This window comes from Ruthenibacterium intestinale, from assembly GCF_040096265.1.
In the GTDB taxonomy this organism is placed as follows: domain Bacteria; phylum Bacillota; class Clostridia; order Oscillospirales; family Ruminococcaceae; genus Ruthenibacterium; species Ruthenibacterium komagatae.
The window spans coordinates 45537-70921 of the sequence record NZ_JBBMFA010000074.1 but is presented as its reverse complement, the minus strand read 5'-3'; the positions used below and the strand labels follow the sequence as shown (position 1 = coordinate 70921).

The window sequence follows — 25385 nt, the reverse complement described above, 5'->3', positions numbered from 1 at the left end:
GAAGCCCTGTCCGTCCACTCTGCAATAGAAAACAATTTTCATGTTCGCCACCTCAATCGAAAATATCTCGGATTTTATATGCGATCTCAATGCGCTTGTCAGGGTACACCAGTACCCGGTCGATCAGCAGCTCGGCCAGCTCGGTGGTCAGCGTGTCCGCATCGAAAATTGCCTTGGACGCTTCCATGCGGCTGTCCTGCCGTGCCTGTTCGTCCTGCTTCTGTTTCGCCTGTGCCAATACTGCGGCATAGGCGTTTTTCGTTTTCAGCAGCAGCTCGTCACACGCGGCCTTTTCTGCCTTGTAGGTATTCAGGTCGATCTCGCCCATGAGATAGCGTTCATACAACGTGCGCTTGCCGTCTTGCAGCGTCTCGATCTGCTTCTCATATTCGGCGCGTTCCGGTACGGAAGCATCTACCCGGAGCGTACCGTCAGGGGCAAGCGGCGCGGTGGCTTCCATCTGCTTTTTCAGCGTCAGGAATACCGCCTGTTCCAGCTCCGCGGCGTTCAGACGCATCTTGTGGCAGCGGCTTTCTACGTCCGCCTCGGAATGGCGGCAGTGATAATATGAGGTTTTCTGCATGGTGCGGGACAGCGCATGACCGCAGCAGCCACAGAAGGCTTTGCCTTTCAGCGGGTAGTCCCGCTTTTTCTTGTTTGGCTGGGAAAAGCGGAGCTGGCTGGCCTGCACGGTATCAAACACGGCTTTCTCTATGATGGCCGGGTGATGGTCGGGGATGATGTACCACGATTCTCTGTCCTTCAGGCGGCTTCTGGTGCCGCCTACTTCGAGAACCGCCCGCTTGCCGATCACATACACGCCGGTGTAGCGTTCGTCCTCCAAAATGCGGAGAATGGTGGATGCACTCCAAATCCCGTGGCAGCGGGAAATATCGTGGGTATGATTACCGTGCGCCGCTTTGTACTGGCCGGGGGTAGGGATGCTTCTGCGGAACAGCTCCCGTGTGATGGCGGTGGCGTTGATGCCCTCGGCGGCAAGCTGGAAGATGAGCTGCACAACGGCAGCGGCCTCCGGGTCAGGCTCCATTCTGCCATCGGCGCTTTTGCGATAGCCGTAGGGACAGATTTTGCTCTGATACTCGCCGCGCTGCATCTTGGCGTACTTGGCGCTCTTGGTCTTGATGGACATATCGCGGCTGTAATATTCGCTGATGAGATACTTGAATGCTACGTCCATGCCGCCGGTGTCACCCTTGAATTTGCTGCTGTCAAAATCGTCGCTGATGGAAATGAAGCGGGTATGGAACAGCGGGAACACGCGCTCGATAAAGTAGCCGGTTTCAATGCTGTTTCGCCCGAAGCGGGAAAAATCCTTGACGATGATGCAGTCGATTTGATTGGCCCGCACCAGCTCAATGAGCTTCTGTACCTGCGGACGCTCAAAATTCGTGCCGCTGTACCCGTTGTCGATGAACTCCATGATCTCCGCGTTCAGAGCTTCGGGCATGGAAGCCGCATATTCGTGGAGGACAAGGCTCTGATTTTCAATGCTCAGGCTGTCGTACTTGTAATCCTCGATGGAGAGGCGGATGTAGAGGGCGATCACATATTTCTGCATTGTTCCAGCACCTCCGCATAGGTTTCAAACTCGCTCTGAAAGCGATAGCGCACCGTGATCTGCTTGTCGTGGGATACCTCGATGCGGTCGATCAGCCGTTCAATGAGTGCGCCGGTCAGCCCACGGTCGGTCTTGATCTGCGCGGCATCCTGTTCCAGCGCCCGGTGCTGCTCAATCTGCGTATCCATCGTCCGCAGGCCGTCCTCCAACTGCTCTATTTCTACGGCGAGGTCGGCAATGCGGCTTTCGTACTTCTCCTTGTAGTCGAAGTATTCATCCTTGGTGAGAACACCTTGGACGAGGTTTTCATATAAGCTCCGCACGATACCGCGAAGCCGCTGGATTTCCTGCTTGCGGCTGGTGATCTTCTCCCGCAGCTCAGCGCGGTCAGCGGCCTGTCGGGGCAGCTCTGCAAGGGAGAGGGTATATTGCCCCAGCACCGTATCAAGCGCATCCTGAAGCATATCTGCCAGCATATCCAGCAACGCATCCTCGCGGATGGTCACGCCGGGGCAGGCATTCTTGCTGATTCGGCTCTGGCTCAGACAATGGTAGAAGTACACATCGTCGGACTTCTTGCGGATGTTTCTCTGCCGGTGCAGACTGCCGCCGCAATGGGCGCAGAACACCTTGCCTTTGAGAAGATTCGGCGTGAAGGCTTTGACCTCCCGTGCCTTGGCGCGGCTGGCGGTCTGATTGAGAATTTCCTGCACCGCCGCGAACTGTTCCCGGCTGATGATGGCCTCGTGGGTGTCCCGTACCACCGTCCATTCCTCGGCATCGGCCTTGATCTGCCGGTGATCCACGGTTTTGGTTTGGCCCTGAACGAGATCTCCGGTGTAGACCTCGGAGCGGAGAATGACGCCGACTGTCCGGGTCTGCCACTTGCCGCTGCCGAGCAAATTTGCGTGAGTGATCTTTCCCTGCATCTTCTTGTAGTGGCTGGGAGTGAGAACGCCCGCTTCATTCAGCCGCACGGCGATGGTATTGAGGCCAGCGCCCTCGGAAGCCCAGCGGAACATCCGCTGCACCACAACGGCGGCAACAGGGTCGATGATAAGCTGGTGGCAATCGTCCTCCGCTTTCAGATAACCGTAGGGAGTACGCGCACCGATGAACTTGCCGTCCTTCATGGCCTGCCGCTGCTGCGCCCTGATCTTGCGCCCAATGTCCAAAGCGTAGGCTTCGTTTATCATGTTCCGCAGCGGGATGATGATAACTGCGTCAAGGCGATGTAGTTGCGGATGGTATCTCCGCTCACACCGGCATCCTGACCAACTTCATCATCGCTGCGGAACTTCGCCGAAATTTTCGGCGAAGTCAGATCCGTTCGTGCGCCCTGCCGCTTGATGGCCTCCATCTTCATCTTGTAGGCTTTGGCGCGTTCGGATGGAAGAATATTCTCGCGCTGGAGGTTGCTGTCCACCATGATAATGGTGGCAGCGTCCCGGTCAATGTCGCGGACAATAACCGGCATGGTGGCCAGCCCAGCCAGCTCGCAGGCGTGTTTGCGGCGGTGGCCTGCAATCAGTTCATAGCCGCCGTCCTCCCGTGGCCGCGCCAGCGCGGGGACGAGGACGCCGTACTCCTTGACGCTTTCGGCGGTTTCCTGCATGGACGCATCCTCCCGCACCTGAAAGGGATGATCCGGGAATGGATGCAGCTCGGAGAGCGGAATCTGAACGACTACTTCCTGCTGCGGTTTCGGCTTTTTGGATGGCACGGGCTTTTTGCCCGGTTCTTTCTGCGCTGTTTTTTCCGGCATTGTGTTCCTCCTGTCGGCATCTGATTTTGGGTACAAAAAAAGGACATTTCTTCTTTTCAGAGGAAATGTCCTGATTTCTTGGACGGGCTGACAGCCCGCCCAAACGGTATTTTATTTTTGTCGTTACTATAACACCCCCTACGATATAACTACTTCGCGGCTCGATTTTTCGGTTTGGAAAAGGATGAAAAACCTTGCCAGATAACCGAAAACCCTTGATATACGGGGCTTTTCCGGTTTGTCGTAATTATACCGTAAGGGCACTCCTGCGCCAGCCTGCTGCTGAAACAGGGGGTGCCCATGAAGCAGATCCAGGAATGGCTGGGCCACAGCGATATCTCCACCACGGCCAACATTTACGCCCACCTGGATTCCCAGTCGAAACAACTGAGCGCCGCCACGATGGAGAAGGCCCTGGCGCTTCCCGAGGAACTGCCGGAAAGCCGGTGGTAAGGCAGAAAAAATGCTGTCGGCGTCAGGACAATAAAAAGCGGCGCTATGCCGATAAACATCGACATAGCGCCGTTTTCTGGCGCAGCGGGAGGGATTCGAACCCTCGTGTGGTTGCCCACAAACTGATTTCGAGTCAGCCCCGTTATGACCGCTTCGATACCGCTGCATATTTAATTTTCAAGCACCGTCCTGCAAGACATTTGGAAAAATGCAAGATTTCGATGCAAGATAACAAGGGAAAATTCAGATGTGCACCCGAGGAAAAGCCCGTTGTTAAGCCATTCCTTGCGGACAAATTGACCAAAGGGCGAGAGTCTTTCGAGTCAGCCCCGTTATGACCACTTCGATACCGCTGCATCTTCTTTTTTCAGCTGCCTTTCTTTGAAACAGGCAGCTTTGTTATTATACCAAATCCCCGCGGTGCCGTCAATGCCGACGCCGCGGGGATCGCTTTTAAAATTCACACACCGGCGGCAGCACATACAATAGAATGCACAGATAATGCAGCACGCTGCCCGCCAGCACGAACAAATGCCAGATGCCGTGCATGTAACGCACTTTGTGCCAGGCGTAAAACACGATGCCGCCGGTATAGCACAGCCCGCCGCCCAGAAGCAGCCAGAACCCCGCCGGGGCCAGGGCGTCAAGAATGTCCCCCAGCACCCACACGGCCGCCCAGCCCATGGCCACGTACAGAACCATGGAGATTTTTTCAAAACGCTGCAGGTCAATGGCGTTCAGCACCACGCCCAGCAGCGCCGCCGCCCAGATGATCCCGCACACCAGCGGCCCCCGCGTACTGCCGCCCAGCAGGATCAGCGTGAAGGGCGTATAGCTGCCGGCGATCAGAAGATAAATGGTGGAATGGTCCAGAATGCGGAAAAAGCGTTTGACGCCCCGCTGCGGAAACGAATGGTACAGCGTGCTCATGGTGTACAGCACCACCAGCGAAAGCCCGTATACAAGGCAGATCACCGCGTTGCGCGGTGTGGAAAACAATGCGGCAATGGTCACCAGAACGCTGGTGCCCACCACGGACAGAAGGCTGCCCATGCCGTGGCTGACCGCGTTGAAGATCTCTTCGCCTTTGGTATAAAATTTGGTTGGGTCTGTCTCACGGACCATGCAAATCCCCTCCTTTAAATCTTATTATATACGATTTTGAGAACAAAATAAATGGGTTTCTGTAAATATATTATATGGTTTTTAAAACCAGATTGTGAAAAAGGAAAGAAAGTTTTGTGTGATTGAACGAAAAAGGGCTGCGCAGCTGTAAAGGAAAGGAAGAATATGGTATACTGAAACAAAAAACAGACGGCCGGACGCTTCTATTGGGAAACGGTCGGGAATATACATTGACTTAGCAGGGTGCGGCCCAAAACGCCGCGCAGGGAAAAGCGAGGTGCCGCGATGGAAAAATATATGGCAGTGCCGGCTTCGGACGGATTGGCATTCGGTCCGGTGTGCCGCGTGCGCCGTTCCATGTCGGGAATGGGGAGAGCCGTGCTCAACCCGCGCCAGGAAGAAGCGGCCTACCGGTCCGCCCTGACCCGTGCGCAGCAAAACCTGGACCAGCTGATTGCAAAGGCGAGCGGGGATGAAAAGGCGATTTTTCAGGCCCAGCAGGTGATGATGGCGGACGAGGGCCTTCAGAACGAAGTGCTGGCGTACATTCACGCGGGTGCGGGCGCGGCCGCCGCGGTGGAGCGCGCGGCGGGGATCTTTGCCGGGCGCATCCGGGCGCTGGACGACGATTATCTGCGGGAGCGCGCCTGCGACGTGCTGGACGCCTGCTACCGCATTGTGGACGTGTTGGACGGGCCGCAGGCACAGATGCCGCCGCTGAACTCGCCCAGCATTCTGGCGGCGGAGGAACTGTACCCTACCGATATTTTATCCATTGACCGGCGGATGATTCTGGGGCTGGTGATGGGGGCGGGGTCGGCCAACGCGCACGCGTCCATCATTGCCCGGACCATGGGCATTCCGGCGGTGGTTCTGGCCGGGCAGGAATTTCTGGATGTGTGCGACGGCAAGATCGCGGCGATAAACGGCAGCACCGGCGATTTGTGCCTGGAGCCGGACGAGGCCACCAAGGCCCGGTTCGCCCACAGCATCCGGCGGGCGCGCCGGCACACGCTGACCGAGGAGCGGCTGCGCTATGCGGCCTGCGTCACCCGGGACGGAACGCCCTTTGAACTGTATGCCAACTGCTCCACTGTGGAGGATGTGCGCGCGGCCGTGGATGCGGACGCCCAGGGCGTGGGCCTGCTGCTGAGCGAGTACACGGTGCGCCCCGGCGAGAACGACAGCGAAGAGGCGCAGTATCAGTTTTACACCGCCTGTCTGAACGCGGCCAAGGGAAAGCCGGTGACCATCAGCACCTACGGCGGCAACGGGCCGGAGGGCGCGCTGGAACCCAACCCGGCGCTGGGGATGCGGGGCATCCGGTACAGTCTGGCGCACCCCCAGTGGTTCCAGACGCAGATGGCCGCGCTGCTGCGGGCAGGCGTGCAGGGCAACCTGCGGGTGGTTCTGCCCATGGTGAGCACGGCCGATGACGTGGAGCGCGCGCTGGAGTTTCTGCACGCGGCCAAGGCGTCGCTGCGCAAGCGGCGGGTGCCTTTTTCCGAAAACGTGCCGGTGGGCGTGATGATCGAGACGCCGGCCGCTGCCCTGAGCGCCCGGGAACTGGCGCGCAAGTCGGCCTTTTTCCACATCAGCACCACGAACCTTGCCCAGTACGCCCATGCGGCGGACCGGGGCAGCGCCACGGTGCAGGAGTATTTTCCGCAGTTTTCCCCGGCGGTGCACCGCATGGTCAGCATGACGGTGGAGGCGGCCGCCGAGGCGCGCATCCCCGTCTGTGTGTGCTGCGAGAGCGCTGCGCGGCCGGAACTGGCCGAGGTGTACCTGCGGCTGGGCGTGCGGCAGCTGAGCATGGCCTACGGAAGCCTGCTGGGCATCAAGGAATATTTGATGGGGATCTCCCTTTGAGCGGGAGAGTGCCCCGTGAGCCAAAACGACGGATAAAAAAACCGGCATGACCGAGGGGTCATGCCGGTTTTGTTTTGCGGGAAGGCGGGGGTCAGTTCCGGTTTTCCGCCAGGAAGAACAGCGCCACGGTGCCGGGGCCGGAATGGGTTCCGATGACCGGCCCGATGTAGTTGATGTGGATGTCCTTGGTGCCGAAGCGGCTGCGGATCTGGTCGGCTACGTACTCCACGTCCGCCTGGCAGTCGCCGTGGCTGATGAACACGGTCTGATGGGCATTGTCGATGCCGGTTTTGGCCATTTGGTCCACCAGGGCGTCCAGGCTTTGACGGCGGCCGCGGACCTTTTCCATGGGGATCAGGTGGCCTTCGTCGTCCACGTGAAGCACGGGTTTGATGTTCAGCATGGTGCCGAAGAACGCGGCGGCGCCGGACACGCGGCCGCCCCGTTTCAGATGGTTCAGATCGTCCACGGTGAACCAGTGGGACAGTTTCAGCCGGTTGTCCGTGACCCACTGGGCCACCTCTTCCAGGGATTTGCCCTGCTTTTTCTGCTGCGCAGCCAGATAGACCAGCAGCCCTTCGCCCATGGAGGCGGCCAGGGTGTCCACGGTGACCACCTTGCGCTGGGGATACTGCTCGGCCAGCTCTTCAAACATCAGGCGGCTGGCGTTGTAGGTGCCGGACAGACCGGAGGAAAAGGCCAGGTACAAAACGTCGGTGCCCTGCTGCAGCAGCGGCTCCACAATTTCGCGGAAGCGCTCGGGCGTGATCTGGGTGGTGCTGGACTGAGCCCCGGCACGCAGCTTGTCGTAAAACGCGGAGAAGGACATGTCCTTGCCCGCAGGGTCGTTTTGGTAGGTTTGGCCGTCTACGGTGAAATAGAGGGGGATGACGTCCACATCCATCTCGCGGATCAGCTCGGGCGAGAGGTCGGTGGTGGAATCGGTCAAAATGCGGTAATCGCTCATAATTGCTTCTCCTTTGTCATGGATCTGTTAAGAGTTATTGTAACACATTTGTCAACGTTTGAACATGCCGGCGCAAAAAAGAAATCCCGCCGAAGTCCGGCGGGCGGGTTCAGCGGGTCTTCTGGTTGTATTCTTCCAATGTGATGCCCTGGCCCATGATCTGCGCGGCGGCGTCCTTGCCCACGTAGCGGTAGTGCCAGGGCTCGTAGGTGATCCCGGTCACGGTTTCCTTGCCCTGGGGATAGCGCAGGATGAACCCGTATTCGGCGCAGTGGGCCTGCAGCCACTCAAACTCCGGGGTCTGGTCAAAATCGGCGGTCAGGTCGTCGTGGCCGGCGTACCAGTTGGCGGACACGATGTCCGCCGCCAGCCCCAGGTTGTGCTCGCTGGTACCCGGGCGCGCCACCCACTGGGCCGCCTGTTTTTCCGCCTCGTCCCGGGGAAAGCCCTCGTCTACAAAGCTCTGGGTCTTGCGGGCGAACAGGCTGCGCTGCCGGTCCACGCTGCGGTAGGCGGATACTAAGTAGAGCTTGCAGCCGGCCGCCTCGGCATCCGCCAGCATGGCCTCCAGCGCGTCGGCGGCGCGGGCGTCAAAGGGGCGGTTTTCGTAGCCTTCGATCATCACGGTTTTGACGGAGAAATCCTCCGGCAGCGGGTTGGCGGCGTTGACCAGACGGGCGGCCCAGTCCTCGCCGGGAACCGCGGCGGCCGCCGCGGTCCCGGATGCGCTGCCATCCGAGGAGGAGTGAGAGGTGGAAGAGGAACCGTCCATCATGTCCGACATGCCGGACTTGACGTCGGACTCCACCCGGGACATGCCGCTTTCCACGTCGTCCATCAGGGTGGAGGAAGAGTGCATGGAGGAAGAGGACGAAGAGGAAGAATCACTCATACATCCGGACAGAAGCCCCATGCACAAAGCAAGGCTCAAAGTGACGGCAAACAGTTTTCTGCGCAAAATCAAAACTCCCTTTCACGCCGCGGGCAAAAGGGAGTTTGGTTTTCGGATGCCCTCTGACCCGCGGCTATTGTAAATTGCCGGTCAGAGCCATTGCCACCGCCAGCGCCGCCAGCGGGGCCGTTTCACAGCGGAGAATGCGCGGGCCCAGCGTCACGGGAACACATCCCGCCTGCACGGCCGCCTGTGCTTCTTCGGGGGAAAAGCCGCCCTCGCTGCCGGTGATGATGGCAAGAGCGCCCGATGCGCCCTCCAACCGGCTAAGTAAAGGTTCTCCGCCCGCCTCGTAGCAAAAAAGTGCCCGGTCTTTGGCCGCGGCCTGCCCGATCATCTGGGCAAAGGTCAAAGGCATGGCGACCCGGGGGATCACGCCGCGGCCCGCCTGTTTGGCCGCCTCGAAGGCGATGCGGTTGTAGCGCTGGTTTTTCACGTCCTCTTTTTTGGGCGCGGCCACGCAGAACCGGCTGAAGAAAGGCACGATCTCCACCGCGCCCAGCTCCACCGCCTTTTGAATGATCCATTCCAGTTTGTCCTGTTTGGGATAGCCTACGTATAGCGTAACCGGAACCGACGGCTCCGATACACTGGGGCAGCTGGAAATCACTTCCAGCTCCACCTGTTCCGGGGCCGCGCTGCACACACGGCAGGCGTAGTCGGTGCCGGCGGTGTCGCACACTGTGACCGCAAGGCCCGGCCGGGCGCGCATGACCACGGCCAGATGGCGCGCGTCCGCACCGGACAAAAAGGCGCGGTCGCCGTGGATCTCGGTTGTGAAATAGCGATGGGGCATCGTTTTACTCCTCCCGGGCCGGATGTCCGCACACAAGGCAGACCCAGCCGTTCTTTTCCTTTACCTGGCGCACGCACAGGCCGGCGGCCTTCACCGCTTCGATGACTTCGTCCCGGCGGGTGTCGATGATGCCGCTGGCCATGAATACGCCGTCCTTTTTCAGCAGGGCGGGCACCCCGGGCACCAACGCCTTGATGGCGTTGGCCACGATGTTGGCGCAGATGATGTCGTAGGTGCCGCTGGCCTTGTCGGACAGATCGCCGATGAGCACCTTGAAGTGCTCGGTCACGCCGTTGCGGGCGGCGTTCTCGCCGGCGGTGCGCACGCACATGGGGTCGATGTCCACGCCCTCAGCCTCGGCCGCGCCCAGCTTCAAAGCGGCGATGGCCAGAATGCCGGACCCGGTGCCGATGTCCAGCACCCGCTCGCCGCCGTGCACGGTCTCGTCCAGCACGGTCAGGCACAGGGCCGTGGTCTCGTGGGTGCCGGTGCCGAAGGCCATGCCCGGGTCCAGGGTGATGACGGCCCGGTCCGTGTCGTACTGCTCCCAGCTGGGCACCACGGCCAGCCGGGCGCCGATGTCCATGGCGTGGTAATACTGCTTCCAGCCGTTCTCCCAGTCCTCCTGGCGCACGCCTTCCAGCGCCATGGTGTAGGGAACCTCGGCCCGGGCCAGCCGGTCCCGCATCAGGTCCGCGATCTCGGCCACGTTTTCGTCCGGGGCGATGTACAGGTGCACGATCACCTCGTCCCGCTTTTTGTCCAGCAGGTCCTGCTCGATCAGGTCCACGTGGGCGATGGCCTCCACCTGGCTCTCCAGATCGCGGTAGTCTTCAATGTAGATGCCGCCGCCGGAAATGCCCGTGGCGATGGCCTCGGCCGTGTCGGAAAAACGGGCGGGAACAGTCAGTTTGATATCGGTCCAATCCATTGTATGTCAGTCTCCTTTTTTGGGTTCGTTTTGTTTGGAAATGTGCGCTTCGCGCCAGGCGCGCACGGCCTCCAGCTTCTGTTTGGCGCGGGCTTCGCTGCCCGCTTCGGTGGGCTCGTAATAGCGGGTGCCCCGCAGGTTCTCCGGCAGGCAGTCGAAGGCGGCCACCTTTTCGGCGGTGTCGTGGGCGTAGACGTAGCCCTCGCCGTAGGACAGCTCCTTCATCAGGCGGGTGGGCGCGTTGCGGATGATCAGGGGCACCGGCTCGTCCAGCATTTTCAGGGCGTCGGCCTTGGCGTGCTCGTAAGCTTTGTACACCGCGTTGGAGCGGGGCGCCAGGGACAGGTAGATCACCGCCTGGGTCAGCGCCAGGCTGCACTCCGGCATGCCGATGAAGTGACAGGCGTTGTAGGCGTCCACGGTCAGGGTCAGCGCACGGGTGTCCGCCAGGCCGATGTCCTCGCTGGCAAAGCGGATCAGCCGCCGGGCCACGTACAGGGGGTCCTCGCCGGCCTCCAGCATGCGGGCCAGCCAGTACACCGCGGCGTCCGGGTCCGAATTGCGCATGGACTTGTGCAGCGCGGAGATGAGGTTGTAATGCTCTTCGCCGTTTTTATCGTACAGCAGCGATTTTTTGGAGACACACTGCTCCACCAGCGACCGTTCCACCACGGTTTTGTCCCCTTCGCGCCGGCCGTTGAGCACCGCCATTTCCAGCGTGTTCAGCGCCGTGCGGCCGTCGCCGTTGGCAAACCGGGCGATCATGCCCAGGGTGTCGTCGTCCACCTGCACCTGCTGGCCGCCGAAGCCCCGCTCATCGGTCAGCGCCCGGCGCAGAAGCCCCGTCACCTCTTCGGGGGTCAGGGCGTTGAGCACAAACACCTTGCACCGGGACAAAAGGGCCGAGTTGATCTCAAAGGACGGATTTTCCGTGGTGGCGCCGATCAGGGTGATGCTGCCCTTTTCCACAAAGGGGAGAAACGCGTCCTGCTGGGCCTTGTTGAAGCGGTGGATCTCGTCCACAAACAGGATGGTCTTGTCCCCGAAGGCGCGGGCGTCCTCGGCCTGCTTCATCACGGCCTTGATCTCCTTCACGCCGCTGGTCACGGCGGAAAAATCAATGAACTCGGCTTTGGTGCGCCGGGCAATGATGCGTGCCAGCGTGGTTTTTCCCACGCCCGGCGGCCCCCAGAAAATCATGGAGGGCACGGCGTCGGCGTCGATCATCCGCCGCAGCACCCTGTCCGGGCCCAGAAGATGCTCCTGCCCGCAGAATTCTTCCAGCGTGCGGGGGCGCATCCGGCTGGCCAGGGGCTGGGTCAGCAGAGGCTGAGAAAAAAGCGTCTGTTGTTCCATGCTTCCACCTTCCTTGCATTGCCCTTATTATACAATAGAAACACGTTTGCGCAAAGAGGCTCAAATTCATAGTTTGTTAAAGATTTGTCAAAACTGTAAGAAAACGACCCGTTTCCTGCAAAACATTCGGCACTCTGTGCATTGATAAACTTTTAACAATGGGGTACAATAAGAATCAGCAAAGCCCCCGAAGAACAACACATGTTTGAGTAGATTTTGGAGGAAATGGGAATATGGCAGAGAAAAAAGCAGCGCCCGTCACCACGGTGAAAAGCGAAGTGGAAACCATGATCGACAATCTGGTGGCCAAGGCGCAGGTCGCTCTGAAAGAGTTTTTGGAGCTGGACCAGGAGAAGATCGACCACATTGTGCATGAGATGGCTCTGGCCGGCCTGGACAAACACCAGGAGCTGGCCCGCATGGCGGTGGAAGAGACCGGCCGCGGCGTGTACGAGGACAAGGTCATCAAGAACATGTTCGCCACGGAATACATCTGGCACGACATTAAGAACGAGAAGACCGTGGGCATTCTGGACGAGAACGAGATGGAAGGCTATGTGGAAGTGGCCGAGCCCGTGGGCGTGATCTGCGGCGTGACCCCCACCACCAACCCCACCTCCACCACGCTGTTCAAATGCCTGATTGCGGTGAAGACCCGCAACCCCATCATCTTCGGCTTCCATCCGTCCGCGCAGAAGTGCTCGGCTGAGGCGGCCCGCATCGTGTACGAGGCGGCGGTCAAGGCCGGCGCGCCCAAGAACTGCATTCAGTGGATCGAAAAGCCGTCCATCGAGGCCACCGGCGCTTTGATGAATCACCCCGGCGTGGCCACCATTCTGGCCACCGGCGGCCCCGGCATGGTGCAGGCGGCGTACAGCTGCGGCAAACCGGCCCTGGGCGTAGGCCCCGGCAACGTGCCCTGCTACATCAACAAAACGGCGGACCTGCACCGCGCGTGCACCGACCTGATGATGTCCAAGACCTTCGACAACGGCATGATCTGCGCCTCCGAGCAGGCGGTCATCGTGGACCAGGAGATCGCCAAGGACTTTGAAAGCTACATGAAGGCCAACAACTGCTACTTCCTGAACAAGGAAGAGACCGAGCAGCTGGCCAAATACATGTTCCCCGATCCCCACAAGGGCGTGTTTGCCCCGGTGGTCGGCAAGTCTGCCAACTGGATCGCCGAGCAGGCCGGCCTGAAAGTGCCTGAGAAGACCAAGATCCTGATCGCGCCGCTGGACAAACCCGACGACAACCATCCTCTGGCCAAAGAGAAACTGAGCCCCGTGCTGGCCTACTTCAAGGTCAAGAGCAAAGAGCAGGGCTTCGACTATGCCAACAAGATGCTGGAGCTGGGCGGCCTGGGCCACTCCGCGGTCATCCACACCGGCGACATGGAGATCGCCGACGAGTACGGTATTGCCATGCGCGTGGGCCGCATCATCGTGAACAGCCCGTCCTCTCAGGGCGCCATCGGCGACATTTACAACACCAACACTCCGTCCCTGACGCTGGGCTGCGGCTCCTACGGCAAGAACTCCGTCAGCCAGAACGTGACCACCGTCAACCTGATCAACAAAAAACGCATTGCGAAACGGAGAGTCAACATGCAGTGGTTCAAGGTGCCGCCCAAGATCTATTTTGAGGAAGATTCCATCCAGTACCTGGAGAAAATGGAGGACATTTCCCGCGCGTTCATCGTCACCGACCCTGTCATGGTGCAGCTGGGCAACGTGGACAAGGTGCTGTACTATCTGCGCAAACGCGAGCAGTACTGCCATGCGGAGATCTACTCCGACGTGGAGAGCGATCCTTCCGTTGAGTGCATCATGCGCGGCGTGGAGGCCATGCGCTCCTTCCAGCCGGACGTGATCATCGCCATCGGCGGCGGTTCCGCCATCGACGCGGCCAAGGGCATGTGGCTGTTCTACGAGCATCCGGAGACCAGCTTTGACGGCCTGCGCCAGCGTTTCCTGGACATCCGCAAACGCGCCTTCAAGTTCCCGAAACTGGGCAAAAAGACCAAACTGGTGGCCATCCCCACCACTTCCGGCACCGGTTCCGAGGTCACCAGCTTCTCCGTCATCACCGACAAGAAGAACGGCAACATCAAATATCCTCTGGCGGATTACAGCCTGACCCCGGACGTGGCCATCATCGACCCGCAGTTCACCTGGTCCATGCCCAAGAGCATTGTGGCGGACACCGGTCTGGACGTTCTGACCCACGCCATCGAGGCCTATGTCTCCGTCATGGCCAACGACTACACCGACGGCCTGGCCCTGCACGCCATCGAAATGGTGTTCACCTATCTGGAGAAATCCTACGCAGGCGACAAGCTGGCCCGTGAGAAAATGCACAACGCTTCCTGCATCGCGGGCATGGCCTTCACCAACGCGTTCCTGGGCCTGAACCACTCCATGGCGCACAAGCTGGGCGGCGAGTATCACATCCCCCACGGACGTGCCAACGCCATCCTGCTGCCCTACGTCATCAAGTACAACGCCACCAAGCCCACCAAGTTTGCGGCGTTCCCCAAATACAAAGAGTATGTGGCCGACGAGCGCTATGCCAAGATCGCCCGCCGCGTGGGCCTGTGCGACGCCAGCACTCCCACGGACAAAGCGGTGGACTGCCTGATCGAAGCCATCGTCAAACTGATGAAAGCCACCGACCGTCCGCTGTCCGTGCAGGCCTGCGGTGTGTCCGAGGCCGAGTTCATGAGCAAGGTCAACGAGCTGTCCTACAAGGCCTTCGAAGACCAGTGCACCACGGCCAACCCGGTGTATCCTCTGGTCAGCGAGATCGAGGATCTGTACAAAAAAGCCTACTACGGCAAATAAGCCCAACGGTTTTCGCCCCCCTGACACCTGTCAGGGGGGCTTTTTTTGCGCGCGCGAAGCCTGTGCCGAAAAAGCAGGGCCCCTTTTGTGAAGATTGAACACTGCAACGTATAAAACAATGTGCTATAATAAAAGAAAAATCAACGGACGGTAGAAGGAGGGGGTTATGGAACAACAAGAGATCACCACGCCCGGTCCGGTTCTGGACCAAAAGGGGGCCATTGCGCCGGGCTATTCCCGCCGGGCGGTGCGCACCTACCGCCGGGCGGAGATCCGCGCGCCGTTTTACCGCATCAAGGAATGGGACTTCTACCAGGCGTCCGACGGCGAAAAGTGCATTCAGTTCACCTACGGGCACGCGTCCTACGCCGGACAGGTGGGCGTGATGCTGTTCGACTTTCAAAAGGGCGAGAGGATCGCGGACATCAGCCGCCTGCTGGCACTGCCCTTCGGCCGGCTGCATCTGCCGGAAAGCGCCGAGGAGGACAGCGACGTCCGTTACGAGAAAAACGGCATGCTGCTGCGGTTCAAAACCCAGGGCGACACCCGCTATCTGTCCTTTGTCACCCAGGACTTTGAGGCGGAACTGACGCTGATGCGCAAAAATCCCAACTCCATTGTGGTGAACGTTCCCTTTGCGGAGTCGCCCACGGCGTTTTATTACAACCAGAAGATCAACTGCATGTCCGCCTGCGGGTATGCCAAATACAAGGACAAGACCTATTATTTCGGCGAGGACGCCTTCGGCCTGCTGGACTGGGGCCGGGGCGTGTGGCCCTTCCACAACGAGTGGTACTGGTCCAACGGAACGGGCCTGCTGGGGGACAAGCTGTTCGGGTTCAACCTGGGCATGGGGTTCGGCGATACCCGCGCGGCCACCGAGAACTGCCTGTTCTATGCGGGCGGGTTTTCCAAGCTGGGGCGAGTGCATTTTCTGCTGGACAAAAACGACTACATGCGCCCGTGGCTGCTGCGGGACGAGGAGGGACGGCTGGATTTGACGCTGAAGCCTTCCTACGACCGGACCACCCGCACCAAAGCGCTGTGGGTGAACAACTGCTGCCATCAGATGTTCGGCCGCTTTTACGGCACGGCCGTGTGGGAAGACGGCACGGTGCTGCACATCGACGGGCTGCCGGCCTTTGCCGAGCACGCCGTCAACAACTGGTGAAAAACAAAAAAAGAGCGCGCGGACCGCACCGGGTCCGCGCGCTTTTTTGTTTGGGGGACAGAGAAGGAATAAGGCTCCCGCGCCCGGGAAATACTGAACAGAAAAGGGCGCAGGCCCGAAAAGGAGCCGTTCTCATGAAAATGGACAATCAAACCTATGACGAAATGCGAAAGAAAGCGTCGCCGCCCTCTCCGGTGGTCCGGGACTGCCTGTGGGCGTTTTTTGTGGGCGGGGCCATCTGCTGTGCGGGCGAGGGCCTGGGCACGCTGTACCGGGCACTGGGCTTTACGCTGACCGATGCGGGCACCCTGACCAGCGCCACGCTGGTGGCGCTGTCCGGCCTGTTCACCGCCCTGGGCTGGTACCAGAAGCTGGCGGCCAAGGCGGGCGCGGGCACCCTGGTGCCCATCACGGGGTTCGCCAACGCCGTGGTGTCGCCGGCCATCGAGTTCCGCAGCGAGGGGCTGGTGCCCGGCGTGGGGGCGAAAATGTTCATCATTGCGGGGCCGGTGATCGTGTACGGCATGCTGGCCAGTGTGGCCTGGGGCGTTCTGTACCATGTTCTGCGGCCCTGGATCGGAGGTTGAAACAATGAAAAAAGGCGATACCATTCCCTTTGAAAAGCTGCCCCGCCCGGCGCACAAGCCGCCGGAGAAAAAGGGCCGGACCATTTCCTTTGAAAAGCTGGGAGGCGGGCACAAGTGAGACGAAAGGGCGATACCGTTTTGTTTGACAGACCGCCCCGGGCGGCCGCCTGGGCGGCGGTGGGAGGCAAAAAGGAAAGCGAAGGCCCGCTGGCGGACGCCTTTGACCTGCTGCTGACCGACGCCAGCTGCGGCGAAAAGAGCTGGGAAAAGGCCGAGAGCGATTTTGCCCGCTACACGCTGGAAGCCGCCCTGAAAAAGGGCGGGTTGTCCGCGGCGGAGCTGGACGGCGTGTTCGCCGGCGACCTGGAGTTTCAGTGCACGGCGTCCGCCTATGCCATGCGCGGGTTTGACGTGCCCTATCTGGGGCTGTACGGCGCGTGCAGCACCATGGCGGAGGGCGTGGGGCTGGCCGCCTGCATGGTGGAAGGCGGGGCCATGCGCCGGGCGGCCGCCATGGCCAGCAGCCATTTCTGCGCGGCGGAACGGCAGTTCCGCACCCCGCTGATGTACGGCGGCAAGCGCACGCCCACCGCCCAGTGGACCGTGACCGGCGCGGGCGCGCTGGTGCTGGACGCCGCCCCGGGCGGGCCCCGGGTGCAGGCCGTCACCTTCGGCCGGGTGCGGGATTACAACGTGACGGACATCAACAACATGGGGGCCGCCATGGCGCCTGCCGCCTGCGAGACCATTCTCAACTATCTGGCGGACACGGGCCGCACCCCCGAGGACTTTGACGCCGTTTACACCGGCGATCTGGGCCTGGTGGGAAGCCGGCTGCTGGCCCAGCTGCTGGAGCGGGAGGGCGTGCGCCTGCCCAACCATCAGGACTGCGGCCTGCTGGTGTACAGCGTGGACAGCCAGAACGTGCAGGCCGGGGGCTCGGGCGCGGGCTGCAGCGCCGCGGTGCTGTGCTGCCACGTGCTGCCCCTTCTGGCCGAAGGGCAGCTGCGCCGGGTGCTGTTTCTGTCCACCGGGGCGCTGATGAGCCAGACCACCTTTTTGCAGGGGGAGAGCATTCCCGGCATCGCCCACCTGCTGGAGCTGAGCAGCGGGGAGGAAGGACAATGAATTTTGTGTGGGCGTTTGTGGTCGGCGGGCTGATCTGCGTGGTCGGCCAGCTGCTGATGGATTACACCGGCATGACGCCGGCGCGGATCCTGGTGGCCTATGTGGTGGCGGGCGTGGTGCTGTCGGCGCTGGGCTGGTACGACCCGCTGGCCGAGTTTGCCGGTGCGGGGGCCACGGTGCCGCTGCTGGGCTTCGGGCATCTGCTGGCCCAGGGCGTCGTAGACGCGGTGGAGCAGCAGGGGCTGCTGGGCGCGCTGACCGGCGGGTTCACCGCCGCGGCCGGCGGCGTGACCGCCTCGCTGACGGTGGGCTTTCTTTTGAGCCTGGTGGCCAAAAGCCGGGACCAGAACTGACAAAAGGAAAAGCCGCCGCCCAAACGGGCAGCGGCTTATCAAGTTCAATCATTGAGCAGCTTTGTTCGCAGCTTTGGCAAGGCGGGCAACTTTGCGGGAAGCGGTGTTCTTGTGCAGAACGCCTTTCGCAGCGGCCTTGTCGATCGCGACGACAGCGGCTTTCACCTTTTCGTCTTTATCAGCAGCGCCGGTGGAAATGGCGGCGTCAGCCTTCTTGACGACTGTTTTCAGGTTGGACTTGATGACCTTGTTGTGCATGGCCTCTTTCTTGGCTTGCACCACGCGGTCTTTCTGAGATTTAATGTTAGGCATCGTACCACCTCCTTAGTACCCATAACAGTGCACTTTATGATACCACTTTTTGCGCTCGGGCGCAAGTGTTTTTTGAAAAAAGTTTTTTCAAAACAGCGCCGTTCCGGGCGCGGGAAAGGAAGGATTCCAGTATGGGCATGTATACGGATATCGCGGCGGAGATCTATCCGCCGGGCAAGGGGACGGTTCCCCAGGGAGTCAAGATCTATACCGCCAGCGCGGCGGGCATCGGGCTGACGCGGGTGGACGTGGAGCGCTCGGGTCTGCGGCGGCCGCAGGGGCGTTACATCACCCTGGATATGCCCCAGTTTGCCGCCATTGACGACAAGAACGAGGCCTATGTGTGGGCCATTGCCAGCCAGCTGCGCACCCTGCTGCCCAAAGAGGGGCTGGTGCTGGTGGCGGGCGTGGGAAATCCGGGCGTGACGGCGGATGCCCTGGGCCCGGCCACCGCGGCCAAGGTGTTCGTCACCCGGCACATCTGCGAAGCCGGGCAGCTGCCCCCCGGCACGCGCCTGCGCCCGGTGGCGGCCTTTGCGCCGGGCGTGGAGGGCACCACCGGCATGGCCACCGCGGAACTGCTGCGCAGCATGATCCAGCAGATGCGGCCCGCGGCGGTGCTGTGCGTGGACAGCCTGTGCACTTCGGACGCGCGCCGCCTGGGGTGCAGCGTGCAGCTGTCCACCGCGGGGCTGGTGCCCCAGAACGCGGCGCCCCTGACCCAGCAGACGCTGGGGGTGCCGGTGATCGCTGTGGGGGTGCCCACGGTGATGGAGGCGGACAGCCTGCAGACCGGCGGCCGCCCCATGGTCATGACGCCCAAGGACATCGACGCCATCATCCGCCACGGCGCGTCGCTTTTGTCTCTGGCCATCAACAAGGCGCTGCAGCCCGCCTTCAGCGTAGGCGAGCTGACGTTCCTCACATCCTGAGCTCCGGCCGGCCCGAAACAGGGGCCGGCCTTTTCCGTTGCCCGCTGTTTTTTAGAGATTTTGCCAAAATTGGAAGAAAATTTTCGTCAAATATCATGGTTTGTCAATTGCAATTTTTGATTTAATCATTAAAATAGTAATGTAATAAGATTAAAATGGAAGATTTATATCGCAAAGAGAAAAGGATTTGGAATGAAAATAGGGCTTGACATTGGTTCCACCACCATCAAGTGTGTGGTTCTGGATGGAACAGACAGTATCATTTATAAGGCTTACGAGCGGCATTACTCCCACATTGTGGAAAAGGCCGCCGAGGTGTTGGCGCGGCTGGACAAGGAGATCTGCAAGGGCGAAAAGGCGCTTTTGTCCATCTCCGGGTCCGCGGGCATGGGGCTGGCCACGGCCTGCGACGTGCCCTTCGTGCAGGAGGTGTTCGCCACCCGCGTGGCGGCCAAACGCTACGCGCCCGACGCGGACGTGGTGATCGAACTGGGCGGCGAGGACGCCAAGATCCTGTTTTTGACCCACGGCACCGAAGTGCGCATGAACGGCAGCTGTGCCGGCGGCACCGGCGCGTTCATCGACCAGATGGCCACGCTGCTGAAAATGACCCCCGACGAGATGAACGAGGCGGCCCGCCACGCAGAGAAGACCTACACCATCGCCAGCCGCTGCGGCGTGTTTGCCAAAAGCGACATTCAGCCGCTGCTGAACCAGGGCGCCAAAGCCAGCGACGTGGCGGCCAGCATTTTTTACGCAGTGGTCAACCAGACCATTGCGGGCCTGGCGCAGGGCCGGGTCATCCAGGGCAACGTGCTGTACCTGGGCGGCCCGCTGACCTTCCTGCCCCAGCTGAAGAAAAGCTTTGACAAGGTGCTGAAGCTGACCGGCACCTGCCCGGAGAACAGCCTGTATTATGTGGCGCTGGGCGCGGCGCTGTACTCGGACAAGGCCCTGAACCTGGCCGAGGTGGCCGACCGGCTGGAAAAATACAGCGCCACCGCCAGCTATGCCTTTGACCCGCCCCTGTTCGCCAGCAGGGAGGAGTACGAGGCCTTCCGGGCGCGCCACGCAAAGGCCAGCGTGCCCCGCCGCCCCTTCACCGGCGATGTGGGCAAAGTGTACATCGGCATCGACGCGGGTTCCACCACCGTGAAAGCGGCGGTCATTGACGAGGAAGAGAACCTGCTGTTCACCAGCTATCAGCCCAACAGCGGCAACCCCATTCCCATCATCCGCCAGCTGCTGATGGAGATCTACCGCGCCCATCCGGGGCTGGAGATCGGCAGCGTGACGGCCACGGGCTACGGCGAGGACATTGTGAAAAGCGCCTTCGGCGTGGACTACGGCGTGGTGGAGACCGTGGCGCACTTTACGGCGGCCAAGCATTTTATGCCCGACGTGGATTTCGTCATCGACATCGGCGGCCAGGACATGAAGTGCTTTAAAATCGAGAACGGCGCCATCTCCAACATCTTTTTGAACGAGGCCTGCTCCTCGGGCTGCGGCAGCTTTTTGCAGACCTTTGCCCAGGCGCTGGGCTACGACGTGCCCGAATTTGCCAAGCTGGCGCTGTTTGCGGACCGGCCCGTGGATCTGGGCAGCCGCTGCACGGTGTTTATGAACTCCAGCGTGAAGCAGGCCCAGAAGGACGGCGCTTCCATTGAGAACATTTCCGCGGGGCTGGCCATCAGCGTGGTGAAAAACGCGCTGTACAAGGTCATCCGCGCGTCCGGCCCCGAAGAGCTGGGCAAAAAGATCGTGGTGCAGGGCGGCACCTTCTACAACGAGGCCGTGCTGCGCGCCTTTGAACAGGAGATGGGCGTGGAGGTCATCCGGCCGGACATCGCGGGCCTGATGGGCGCCTTCGGCGCGGCGCTGTACGGCAAGGCCAAGGGCCGCAAGCAGTCGACGCTGCTGAGCCTGACCGAGCTGGAAAACTTCACCCAGGAAGTGCGCAACGTGGCCTGCGGGCTGTGCGGCAACAACTGCCAGCTGACGGTGAACCTGTTCCCCGGCGGCAAAAAATACATCAGCGGCAACCGGTGCGACCGGCCCATCACCCACCGGGGCGCCGAGAACCCCCTGAACCTGTACGAGTACAAGCTGCATCTGCTGGAGAGCTACCGGCCCGAGCCCGGCCCGCGGGGCACCATCGGCCTGCCGCTGGCGCTGAACATGTACGAACTGCTGCCCTTCTGGCACACGTTCTTTACAAAGCTGGGCTTCTCGGTGGTGAACAGCGGCGCGGCCAGCCGCAAACTGTACCTGGAAGGGCAGAGCACCATCCCCTCGGACACGGTGTGCTACCCCGCCAAGCTGGTGCACGGCCACATCCACAAGCTGAGCAAAATGGCGGTGGACACCATTTTCTACCCCTGCATGACCTACAACGTGGACGAACACCTGGGCGACAACTGCTACAACTGCCCGGTGGTGGCCTATTACCCCGAGGTCATTGCGGCCAACTGCCACGAGCTGCAGAACATCCGCTTTTTGTATGATTATGTGGACATCCACCGGCATAAGGATTTTGTGAAGAAGATCGGGGCCATTCTGGCCCGGATCTGGCCGGACATCACCCGGCCCGAGGTGTACGCCGCGGCGGTCGCGGCCTATGCCGAATACGACGCACACATGGCGCAGGTGCGCGCCAAAGCCACGGAGATCATTGCCAAGGCCCGCAGCGAGGGGCGGCAGATCATCGTGCTGGCCGGCCGGCCCTACCATGTGGACCCGGAGATCAACCACGGCATTGACAAGCTGATCTGCAGCCACGGCGCGGCGGTCATCACCGAGGACAGCATCTCCCATCTGGTGGAAAAATTCCCCACAAGCATTCTCAATCAGTGGACCTATCACTCCCGCCTGTATGCGGCGGCCAAATACATTGCGGATCAGCCGGACATGAATCTGGTGCAGCTGGTGAGCTTCGGCTGCGGCGTGGACGCCATCACCACCGACGAGACACGCGAGATCCTGCAGGAAGAGGGAAAACTGTACACCCAGATCAAGATCGACGAGATCGCCAATCTGGGCGCGGTGAACATCCGCCTGAGAAGTTTGTTCGCGGCGCTGGAGCAGTGAGCTTCGCGTCTGGCCCATATTGCCCGAAGGAGGGGCAGATCATGGAATATCAGTACCCCCGGTTTACGCCGGAAATGAAGAAGACACACACCATTCTCATGCCCAACATGGCGCCCATCCACTTTGAGATGATCGTGGAGGCCATGCGGGACGAGGGATACAAGGTGGAGCTGCTGGACAACAGCGGCCACGACGTGGCGCAGGAAGGTCTGAAGTACGTACATAACGACACCTGCTATCCGGCGCTGCTGGTCATCGGCCAGTTTATCAACGCGCTGAAAAGCGGCAAATACGATCTGGACCGCACGGCCCTGATCATCACCCAGACCGGCGGCGGGTGCCGCGCCTCCAACTACATTCACCTGCTGCGCAAGGCGCTGGTGAAGGCGGGCTTTCCCCAGGTGCCGGTGGCCAGCCTGAACTTTTCGGGCCTGGAGAAGGACAGCGGCTTTCAGCTGACCCTGCCGCTGATCCGCAAGGTGCTGGCGGCGGTGTTCTACGGGGACGAGCTGATGAGCCTGGCCAACCAGACCCGCCCCTACGAAAACCGGCCCGGCAGCGCGGACGCGCTGGTGCACCGCTGGGTGCGGGAGATCGCGGACCAGTTCGACAAAAAGCACGGCGTGACGCTGGCGGACATGACCGCCAACTTCAACGCCATCGCCCGGGATTTCGCCGCCCTGGATGTGACCTACACCCCCAAGGTGAAAGTGGGCGTGGTGGGCGAGATCTACGTGAAATATTCGCCGCTGGGCAACAACCATCTGGAAGAGTTCCTGCACAGTGAGGACTGCGAGGTCAACCTGCCGGGCCTGATGGGCTTTGTGCAGTACTGCATCGCCAACACGTCCATCACCATCCGCCTGTACGGCGGCAGCCGCCTGGTGGCCCTGGGCGCGGACGCGCTGATGAAATGGCTGACAAGGCGCGAACAGCGCATGATCGACGCCATTGCCCGCTATCCCCAGTTCCACGCCCCCACGCTGTTTGAACACACCATGCAGCTGGCCAAGGGCGTCATCGGCTACGGCAACAAAATGGGCGAGGGCTGGCTGCTGACGTCGGAGATGATGGAGCTGCAGAAAACCGGCTTTGAGAACATTGTGTGCGCACAGCCCTTCGGCTGCCTGCCCAACCACATCTGCGGCAAGGGTATGATCAACAAGATCCGCACCATTTACCCCAACGCCAACATCACCCCCATCGACTACGACCCCAGCGCCACCCGGGTCAACCAGGAAAACCGCATCAAGCTGATGCTCAGCGTGGCGCGGGAACGCCTGAACGACCACGGCAGCGGCAGCGCCGGCACGCCGGCGCCGGTGTACGGCCAGGTGAAGGTGCCGGGCGTGAAGGTGCCCGGGCTGTCCCCGGCGTTTGCGGAAAACTGAGCCGCAGGAAAAACGTTTTTGACCCCTCCGAAGATGTTTTGAGGAGGTACGCAGATGGGAACGGCCCTGTATTCTCTGGGACCCATGCAAGGCGCAAGGCTGTGGCGGTGACCGCCCGAAACAAACGATGGAAATAATAGGCAAAGAACCCCCGGGCCAATGGCCCGGGGGTTCTTTTGGTGGGGGAGAAGAAGGCTAACGCCGCGGCCCGTGGGGAAGGAAAAACGAAAGACGGGCTTCGCGGACGGCTTTCGAAGCGGGGGCGGCATGCAGCGCCCGGTAGCGCTGCCACACGCCGCTGTACAGAACGTTGCACAGCAGGGTGTCCTGCCGGGCGGCGTCCAGCTGTTCAAAGCCCGCCAGACAGCGGGCCATGGCGCCTTTTAAAAGGGCCTGACACTGCTGCTCATAGTCCGGGCTGCCGGCCAGCGCGGCCAGCGGGTTGTAGCGGCCGGCGCGCAGGTCCGCCTGCAGATCGTCGTAGGCGTCCATCAGGTAGGAAAATTCCCCCAGGCCCGCGCCCAGCTGGCGCAGCGCCTCGGCACAGTCGCCCTTGACGGGGGACACCACGTCTGCGGTGAGCTGGCCGAAATAACTGGCGGGGACGGTGGGGTCCGGGCACTTTTGGGCTTCGCACCGCTGCAGCTGCTGCAGGCCGTGGCTGATGGCCAGGCACTGGCGGGGGTACCGGTGGCTGACCGCCGCGTACCGGCCGCGCAGCTGGTGCAAAAGCGCCAGCGCCATGTAGTTGTGGTCGTCGGACCAGTCGTCCTGGGCGCTGTGAAAGGCCAGGGCGATGCTCATGTCCGCGGCGTAGCCGCTGAACCCGTTGGAAAAGCGCGGGTCCAGGGGGGCGGCCTTTCGCCCGTCGCCGTACACATCGGTGAGCAGAATGTCCAGAAAGGTCAGGTCGTGCGACAGAGCCAGCTGTGCCAGCGGGCCGTGGCGCTGGCGCAGCGACTGCGCCAGTGTGCGGCGGTACGCCTGATAGCGCCGGGCGTCGTCTGAACAGAGGGTCTTCCGGTCCAGCGTCACATAGCCAAACATACCGCAGCGCTCCTTTCCGTGAAATGATGGTTCTATTATCCGATATAAATATGGCTACTTTATGAAGAAACGAAAAATTTTCGAAGATTGGATGGAAAAAAACACCGTTTTTGCAAAAAAGGGGAGAGGCGGGTCTGCCTCTCCCTTTTTATGGAAACCGTCAGAAATTGCGGCCGTTCCAGCCCCAGTGCGGGGTCTCCTGGTACTGCACATAAATGCGGTCCGGCTCGATTTGAAAAATGCCGGACAGAATCTCCGTGATGCGGCTGGTCAGATCGTCGTAAGCCTCTTCCGGCGCGCCGCCGTACAGGCTGACCGTGACCATGGCGGCGGGCTCGTACGAGCCCTGAAACCACAGGTAGGCCGCGGGGTCGATCTCCACCATCAGCCAGGCTTCGCTTTTGCCGGGCAGCGCTTCCACCGCGTGGCCCAGGCGCTGCTTGGCCAGCTCACAGGCGATGTCCGGCGCTTCCACATTGGTGCGCACATGAATAAAAGGCATGGTTTACTCCTCCTGTAAATCCTGAATCATTTCCCACATGGCCTGCACCGAGTTGAAATGCTCGGGCACCACGTCTTCGGGCGGGATCTCCACGCCGAATTTTTCGCTGATCTCGTAGATCAGGTTCACCACGTCAAAGGAATCCAGCAGCCCGTCGTCGATCAGCGCCGTTTCGCTGAGAAAATCAATGTCGGGCTTTGCATCCTGTAATAATTCAAGCAGTTCGTCCATTT

The 25385-nt window shown here is 61.0% G+C and carries 21 protein-coding genes, 1 tRNA gene and 2 pseudogenes; 10 read left to right on the top strand and 14 right to left on the bottom strand.

Annotation, left to right across the window (positions count from 1 at the left end; genetic code table 11):
• Positions 1–52: 52 nt before the first annotated feature.
• From WMO24_RS05875 to WMO24_RS05865, 3 genes and pseudogenes are all read right to left on the bottom strand, one after another.
• Positions 53–1579: a recombinase family protein gene (locus WMO24_RS05875; RefSeq protein WP_349167204.1), complete on the bottom strand. Its 1527-nt coding sequence runs from the start codon at positions 1577–1579 to the stop codon at positions 53–55.
• Positions 1564–2775 carry a recombinase family protein gene (locus WMO24_RS05870; protein WP_435413811.1) on the bottom strand — a complete coding sequence of 404 codons (1212 nt, stop codon included), beginning with the start codon at positions 2773–2775 and terminating at the stop codon, positions 1564–1566. The genes WMO24_RS05875 and WMO24_RS05870 overlap by 16 nt, the downstream gene beginning before the upstream one ends.
• A 115-nt stretch (positions 2776–2890) precedes the next feature.
• A pseudogene (locus WMO24_RS05865) lies at positions 2891–3344 on the bottom strand (ParB/RepB/Spo0J family partition protein); the annotation flags it as partial.
• Between the two features lie 261 nt (positions 3345–3605).
• Here WMO24_RS05865 and WMO24_RS05860 point away from each other — a divergent pair.
• Positions 3606–3797, top strand: a pseudogene (locus WMO24_RS05860) (tyrosine-type recombinase/integrase); the annotation flags it as partial.
• Between the two features lie 77 nt (positions 3798–3874).
• On the opposite strand, the gene WMO24_RS05855 reads toward WMO24_RS05860, so the two are convergent.
• Together WMO24_RS05855 and trhA are read right to left on the bottom strand one after the other, a co-directional pair.
• Positions 3875–3963: transfer RNA gene (locus WMO24_RS05855), tRNA-Ser, on the bottom strand.
• A 287-nt stretch (positions 3964–4250) separates the two neighbouring features.
• Positions 4251–4922 (bottom strand): PAQR family membrane homeostasis protein TrhA, encoded by a 672-nt coding sequence (gene trhA, locus WMO24_RS05850; RefSeq protein WP_349215386.1) that lies wholly within the window; start codon positions 4920–4922, stop codon positions 4251–4253.
• 285 nt (positions 4923–5207) lie between these two features.
• Here trhA and WMO24_RS05845 point away from each other — a divergent pair, with 285 nt between their 5' ends.
• Positions 5208–6794, top strand: coding sequence for a phosphoenolpyruvate--protein phosphotransferase (locus tag WMO24_RS05845; protein WP_349215385.1), 1587 nt, complete (start codon positions 5208–5210; stop codon positions 6792–6794).
• Positions 6795–6885: 91 nt separating this feature from the next.
• On the opposite strand, the gene WMO24_RS05840 is transcribed toward WMO24_RS05845, so the two are convergent.
• The 5 genes from WMO24_RS05840 to WMO24_RS05820 all read right to left on the bottom strand — a co-directional run bounded on the left by WMO24_RS05840 (position 6886) and on the right by WMO24_RS05820 (position 11796).
• The gene (locus WMO24_RS05840) at positions 6886–7761 is read right to left on the bottom strand and encodes a DegV family protein (RefSeq protein ID WP_349215384.1); all 876 of its coding nucleotides are present in this window, start codon (positions 7759–7761) and stop codon (positions 6886–6888) included.
• A 109-nt stretch (positions 7762–7870) separates the two neighbouring features.
• Positions 7871–8719 (bottom strand): M15 family metallopeptidase, encoded by an 849-nt coding sequence (locus WMO24_RS05835; RefSeq protein WP_349215383.1) that lies wholly within the window; start codon positions 8717–8719, stop codon positions 7871–7873.
• 67 nt (positions 8720–8786) lie between these two features.
• Complete coding sequence (locus tag WMO24_RS05830) at positions 8787–9509, bottom strand: RsmE family RNA methyltransferase (RefSeq protein ID WP_349215382.1); 723 nt, start codon at positions 9507–9509, stop codon at positions 8787–8789.
• 4 nt (positions 9510–9513) lie between these two features.
• On the bottom strand, positions 9514–10440 hold the full coding sequence (gene prmA, locus WMO24_RS05825; protein ID WP_349215381.1) for a 50S ribosomal protein L11 methyltransferase: 927 nt from the start codon (positions 10438–10440) through the stop codon (positions 9514–9516).
• A gap of 6 nt (positions 10441–10446) precedes the next feature.
• Positions 10447–11796 (bottom strand): replication-associated recombination protein A, encoded by a 1350-nt coding sequence (locus WMO24_RS05820; RefSeq protein ID WP_349215380.1) that lies wholly within the window; start codon positions 11794–11796, stop codon positions 10447–10449.
• A 233-nt stretch (positions 11797–12029) separates the two neighbouring features.
• On the opposite strand from WMO24_RS05820, the gene adhE reads away from it, so the two are divergent.
• The 5 genes from adhE (at position 12030) to spoVAE (ending at position 17881) form a co-directional block, all read left to right on the top strand.
• The gene (gene adhE / locus WMO24_RS05815; RefSeq protein WP_349215379.1) at positions 12030–14642 is read left to right on the top strand and encodes a bifunctional acetaldehyde-CoA/alcohol dehydrogenase; all 2613 of its coding nucleotides are present in this window, start codon (positions 12030–12032) and stop codon (positions 14640–14642) included.
• A gap of 166 nt (positions 14643–14808) precedes the next feature.
• Positions 14809–15813 carry a DUF2804 domain-containing protein gene (locus WMO24_RS05810; protein ID WP_349215378.1) on the top strand — a complete coding sequence of 335 codons (1005 nt, stop codon included), beginning with the start codon at positions 14809–14811 and terminating at the stop codon, positions 15811–15813.
• 134 nt (positions 15814–15947) lie between these two features.
• Complete coding sequence (spoVAC, locus tag WMO24_RS05805) at positions 15948–16400, top strand: stage V sporulation protein AC (protein WP_349215377.1); 453 nt, start codon at positions 15948–15950, stop codon at positions 16398–16400.
• Positions 16401–16514: 114 nt separating this feature from the next.
• Positions 16515–17528 carry a stage V sporulation protein AD gene (locus WMO24_RS05800; RefSeq protein ID WP_349215376.1) on the top strand — a complete coding sequence of 338 codons (1014 nt, stop codon included), beginning with the start codon at positions 16515–16517 and terminating at the stop codon, positions 17526–17528.
• On the top strand, positions 17525–17881 hold the full coding sequence (gene spoVAE, locus WMO24_RS05795) for a stage V sporulation protein AE (RefSeq protein WP_349215375.1): 357 nt from the start codon (positions 17525–17527) through the stop codon (positions 17879–17881). Before WMO24_RS05800 ends, spoVAE begins: the two co-directional genes overlap by 4 nt.
• Positions 17882–17929: 48 nt before the next feature.
• On the opposite strand, the gene rpsT is transcribed toward spoVAE, so the two are convergent.
• The gene (gene rpsT, locus WMO24_RS05790; RefSeq protein WP_349215374.1) at positions 17930–18193 is read right to left on the bottom strand and encodes a 30S ribosomal protein S20; all 264 of its coding nucleotides are present in this window, start codon (positions 18191–18193) and stop codon (positions 17930–17932) included.
• 131 nt (positions 18194–18324) lie between these two features.
• Between rpsT and gpr the strand changes: the two genes are divergently transcribed.
• From gpr to WMO24_RS05775, 3 genes are all read left to right on the top strand, one after another.
• Positions 18325–19125 carry a GPR endopeptidase gene (gpr, locus tag WMO24_RS05785; protein ID WP_349215373.1) on the top strand — a complete coding sequence of 267 codons (801 nt, stop codon included), beginning with the start codon at positions 18325–18327 and terminating at the stop codon, positions 19123–19125.
• A gap of 192 nt (positions 19126–19317) precedes the next feature.
• Positions 19318–22212, top strand: a complete 2895-nt coding sequence (locus WMO24_RS05780) for an acyl-CoA dehydratase activase (RefSeq protein WP_349215372.1) — start codon at positions 19318–19320, stop codon at positions 22210–22212.
• Between the two features lie 41 nt (positions 22213–22253).
• Positions 22254–23603 (top strand): 2-hydroxyglutaryl-CoA dehydratase, encoded by a 1350-nt coding sequence (locus WMO24_RS05775; protein WP_349215371.1) that lies wholly within the window; start codon positions 22254–22256, stop codon positions 23601–23603.
• A 195-nt stretch (positions 23604–23798) separates the two neighbouring features.
• Here WMO24_RS05775 and WMO24_RS05770 read toward each other — a convergent pair whose 3' ends face one another.
• The 3 genes from WMO24_RS05770 to WMO24_RS05760 form a co-directional block, all read right to left on the bottom strand.
• Positions 23799–24650: a DUF5685 family protein gene (locus WMO24_RS05770; RefSeq protein ID WP_349215370.1), complete on the bottom strand. Its 852-nt coding sequence runs from the start codon at positions 24648–24650 to the stop codon at positions 23799–23801.
• Positions 24651–24810: 160 nt separating this feature from the next.
• On the bottom strand, positions 24811–25152 hold the full coding sequence (locus tag WMO24_RS05765; RefSeq protein WP_349215369.1) for a phenylpyruvate tautomerase MIF-related protein: 342 nt from the start codon (positions 25150–25152) through the stop codon (positions 24811–24813).
• A 3-nt stretch (positions 25153–25155) separates the two neighbouring features.
• Positions 25156–25383, bottom strand: coding sequence for an acyl carrier protein (locus tag WMO24_RS05760; RefSeq protein ID WP_349215368.1), 228 nt, complete (start codon positions 25381–25383; stop codon positions 25156–25158).
• Between the last annotated feature and the right edge of the window lie 2 nt (positions 25384–25385).